The organism is Streptomyces sp. NP-1717 (assembly GCF_022695985.1).
In the GTDB taxonomy this organism is placed as follows: domain Bacteria; phylum Actinomycetota; class Actinomycetes; order Streptomycetales; family Streptomycetaceae; genus Streptomyces.
On sequence record NZ_JAAPBF010000406.1, the window covers coordinates 1 to 2,919 of the forward strand.

Below are 2,919 nucleotides of genomic sequence, written 5' to 3' on the forward strand. Positions count from 1 at the left end.
TCTCGCAGGGCATCAAGACCCACAGCGGCCGGGGCGGCGGCCCGGCCGCCGTCGGTGGACAGCTTGGCGTTGCTGCGGGCGCTCGCGATCTCGTCGCCGAAGCCGGGGACGAAGCGGTAGATCATGGCCGAGGCGAAGATCGCGAGGAGGATGATGGCGAGCCCGGAGACGACGGCCGAGAACGAGTCGGGCCCGTCGTCGGACGATGTGAGCGCGCCGGCGAGGCCGAGGACGATGACGATGACGGGCTTCACCATGATGACCGCGATCATGAGCCCGGCCCAGCGGCGTACGTGCCCCCACATGTTCTTGTCGACGAGCCCGGCATAGACGACGACACCGAGGAGGGCGCCGACGTAGAGCAGGATCGCCCGGATGAACAGCTCCAGATAGAGGATCCCGGCGGCGAGGATCGTCACGAGGGACACGACGATCAGCATGATCGGCCCGCCGCCGATCTCGGTGTCCTTCTTCAGCGCCTCGGAGAACGTCCCGAAGAACACGTCGGTCTGCCCACTGGTCCCGCCGGCGATGACCTCGGTGACGGCGTCGGTGGCGGAGACGAGCGTGTAGAGGATGAGCGGCGTGAACGCGGAGGCGAGGACGGTCAGCCAGAGGAACCCGATGGCCTCGGAGATGGCGGTGGTCAGCGGGACGCCGCGGATGGCGCGCTTGGCGACGGCGAGGAGCCAGAGGATGAGGGTGAGGATGGTGGCGGCGGCGAAGACGACGGCGTACTGGGAGAGGAACGCGGTGTTGGTGAAGTCGACCGTGGCGGTCTCCTTCACGGCCTTGGAGAGGGTGTCCACGGTCCACGCGGCGGCGTCGGCGCAGCCGCGCGCGAGGGAGGTGAGGGGGTCGAGGGCGCTGGTGGGGTCGTTGGGGGTGTTGCGGCTGCTGCTGCCGGATTCGCCGTCTTCGCAGTAGTCCTTGGCGAGTCCGACGATGAGATCGCAGGGATTGTCGCTTTCGCTGGGACTCGGGCTGGGGGACGGTTCCGCGGACGAGCGCGTGGCCGACATCATGACGAGCGCGGAGGCACTTGCTCCAGCGGCGAGGAGCGAGGACAGGCCGAAGCGGCGATTACCGCGCATAGGTGAAGCCTCCGTATCCCTCGACAGCCTTGGCGATCTCGTCGGCGGAGGAGGCTCGGTTGTCACCGTTGACCGGTGTCGGACCCTCGGACTGCGTCGAGGACACGATCTTCCAGTCGTCACCGACCCACTTGAGCTTCTCGGTGATGGTGAACCAGGTGGCGGTCACGGGCTTCGTGGAACCCTCGCCCGCCAATCCGACGAGACCGGTGCACCAGACTTCGGCGGTAGCCGTGTTCCCGTTCATTTCGGTCACTTTGGTACCGACAGGCATCGTCCTGGACACGAACGTCTGTCCGCTCGGTGCGCTGCCGTCGTCGTTGAGGCCGACGTTCTTGAGGAAGGCTGAGGAGTAGGCATCGTCCAGTTGGCCGAGGAGCGCGTCGACGGCAGCGGGATCATGGGTGGCGCGGACGATCTCCTGCCGGGAGTCGGCGGTGAACATCCCGACGGAGCCGAGCGCCACCGCGTAATTCGCCGCCGCACTCTCCGCCCCCTGCTCATCCTTCGCGAACCCCGAAGGAATCCCCCCGTTCTTCCCCGTCACCGGCTTCACCCCCGACGCCGACGTCGGTTCCGAGCCCGCCGCTCTGTCTCCGCCGCCGCCCGAGCCCGACGCGTCGTCGCCGCCGCTCCCGCGGTTCGCGAACGCGATGGCCGCGATCAGCAGCACCACCACACCCACCACCGCGACGAGCGAGCGTGAGCTGCGCTGGGGCCGGCGGCCGCCGCCGTAGCCGTCGCCGCCCCCGCCGTCGGGCAGACGCGTCCGTGTCTGGCCCATCCCGGCGAAGCCGCCGTCCGTCGTGCGGCCCGGGTCGCTCCCGTGGCCGTGCTCATCGCCGAAGCTCATGCCGCGTCCGCCCCCTCGACCGGTTCAACCGTGTGCAGTTCCGCTTGCGGTACCGCTTGCAGTGCCGCGTAACACGACGGTAGCCGTGCTGGTTCCCGCGCGGGCGCGGTGTGGTGACTCGACATCAGGGAGACGCAACCTCGGCGGATGGGCGCGACGGACGGATGGTGTTGAGGGTGGGCCGGGCGTACCCGGTGCGGACCGGACCGGTGTGACGCTAAACAGCCATCCCGTACACGATCGTGAAGACCGTGCCGAGCGACCCGATGATGAAGACGCCGGTCAGTCCGGCGACGATCAGACCCTTGCCCTGCTCCGCGCTGAAGGTGTCCCGCAGCGCGGTCGCGCCGATACGCTGCTTGGCGGCACCCCAGATCGCGATGGCGAGACAGAGCAGGATGGCGACGGCCATCACCACCTGGACAATGACGCGCGCCTCGGTGCCGAGGTTCCCGAAGGGCCCCCAGCTCGGAGCGATACCACCGATGATGGTGTTGATGTCGCCCTTCTCGGCTTCCACGTCCATGCAACTCACCGCCCCTGTTGGGTTGTTAGGTGCCCGCGCCCGGCGGGCACGGATCGCCTTCTATCTTCGCTGATGGAACCGCCCTCGTATGCCGACTTGGCGGGTCTCTTTACCCGATCCCCGCACGTTTGACCGATCCGACTGCTCTGACCTGCGTCATGAACCGGAGTATGCGAGTACGCGTATGGTCACTCTGTGTATCACGCAGGGTGACTCCGGGCAATGATTGGCGTTGTGCACCCTTGAGCCCGCCGCGGTTCTGCGTCCGTGCGCCATCCGTGCGCCGCCCGCGGTCCGGAGGCGGGCCCACCGTACGGGTGAACCTGCGAGGGCCGCCTCGCTGTCGCCGATCGCGGCCGATCCCAACGGGCGACGGGCCTCCCGCCCTCCCGCAGCTCCTCCGCCGGTTCCTTCCCCTCCCCGGCGTGCGGCATCCCCCCGGTCGC

At 68.6% G+C, this 2,919-nt stretch carries 3 protein-coding genes; all 3 read right to left on the reverse strand.

The window, feature by feature from the left end:
- On the reverse strand, window positions 1–1,025 hold a 1,025-nt coding region (locus tag GXP76_RS34950; protein WP_374363703.1), incomplete at its 3' end, for a hypothetical protein.
- 58 nt (window positions 1,026–1,083) lie between these two features.
- Entirely contained in the window at window positions 1,084–1,947 is an 864-nt protein-coding gene (locus tag GXP76_RS34955) for a hypothetical protein (RefSeq protein WP_242575639.1), read from the reverse strand.
- A 217-nt stretch (window positions 1,948–2,164) separates the two neighbouring features.
- Window positions 2,165–2,473 (reverse strand): membrane protein, encoded by a 309-nt coding sequence (locus tag GXP76_RS34960; protein ID WP_023540597.1) that lies wholly within the window; start codon window positions 2,471–2,473, stop codon window positions 2,165–2,167.
- Window positions 2,474–2,919 lie beyond the last annotated feature (446 nt).

Excerpts from the sequence above, each read along its gene's own strand:
- GXP76_RS34955 (WP_242575639.1), bottom strand. The coding sequence starts at position 1,947 with ATGAGCTTCGGCGATGAGCACGGCCACGGGAGCGACCCGGGCCGCACG.
- GXP76_RS34960 (WP_023540597.1), bottom strand. The coding sequence starts at position 2,473 with ATGGACGTGGAAGCCGAGAAGGGCGACATCAACACCATCATCGGTGGT.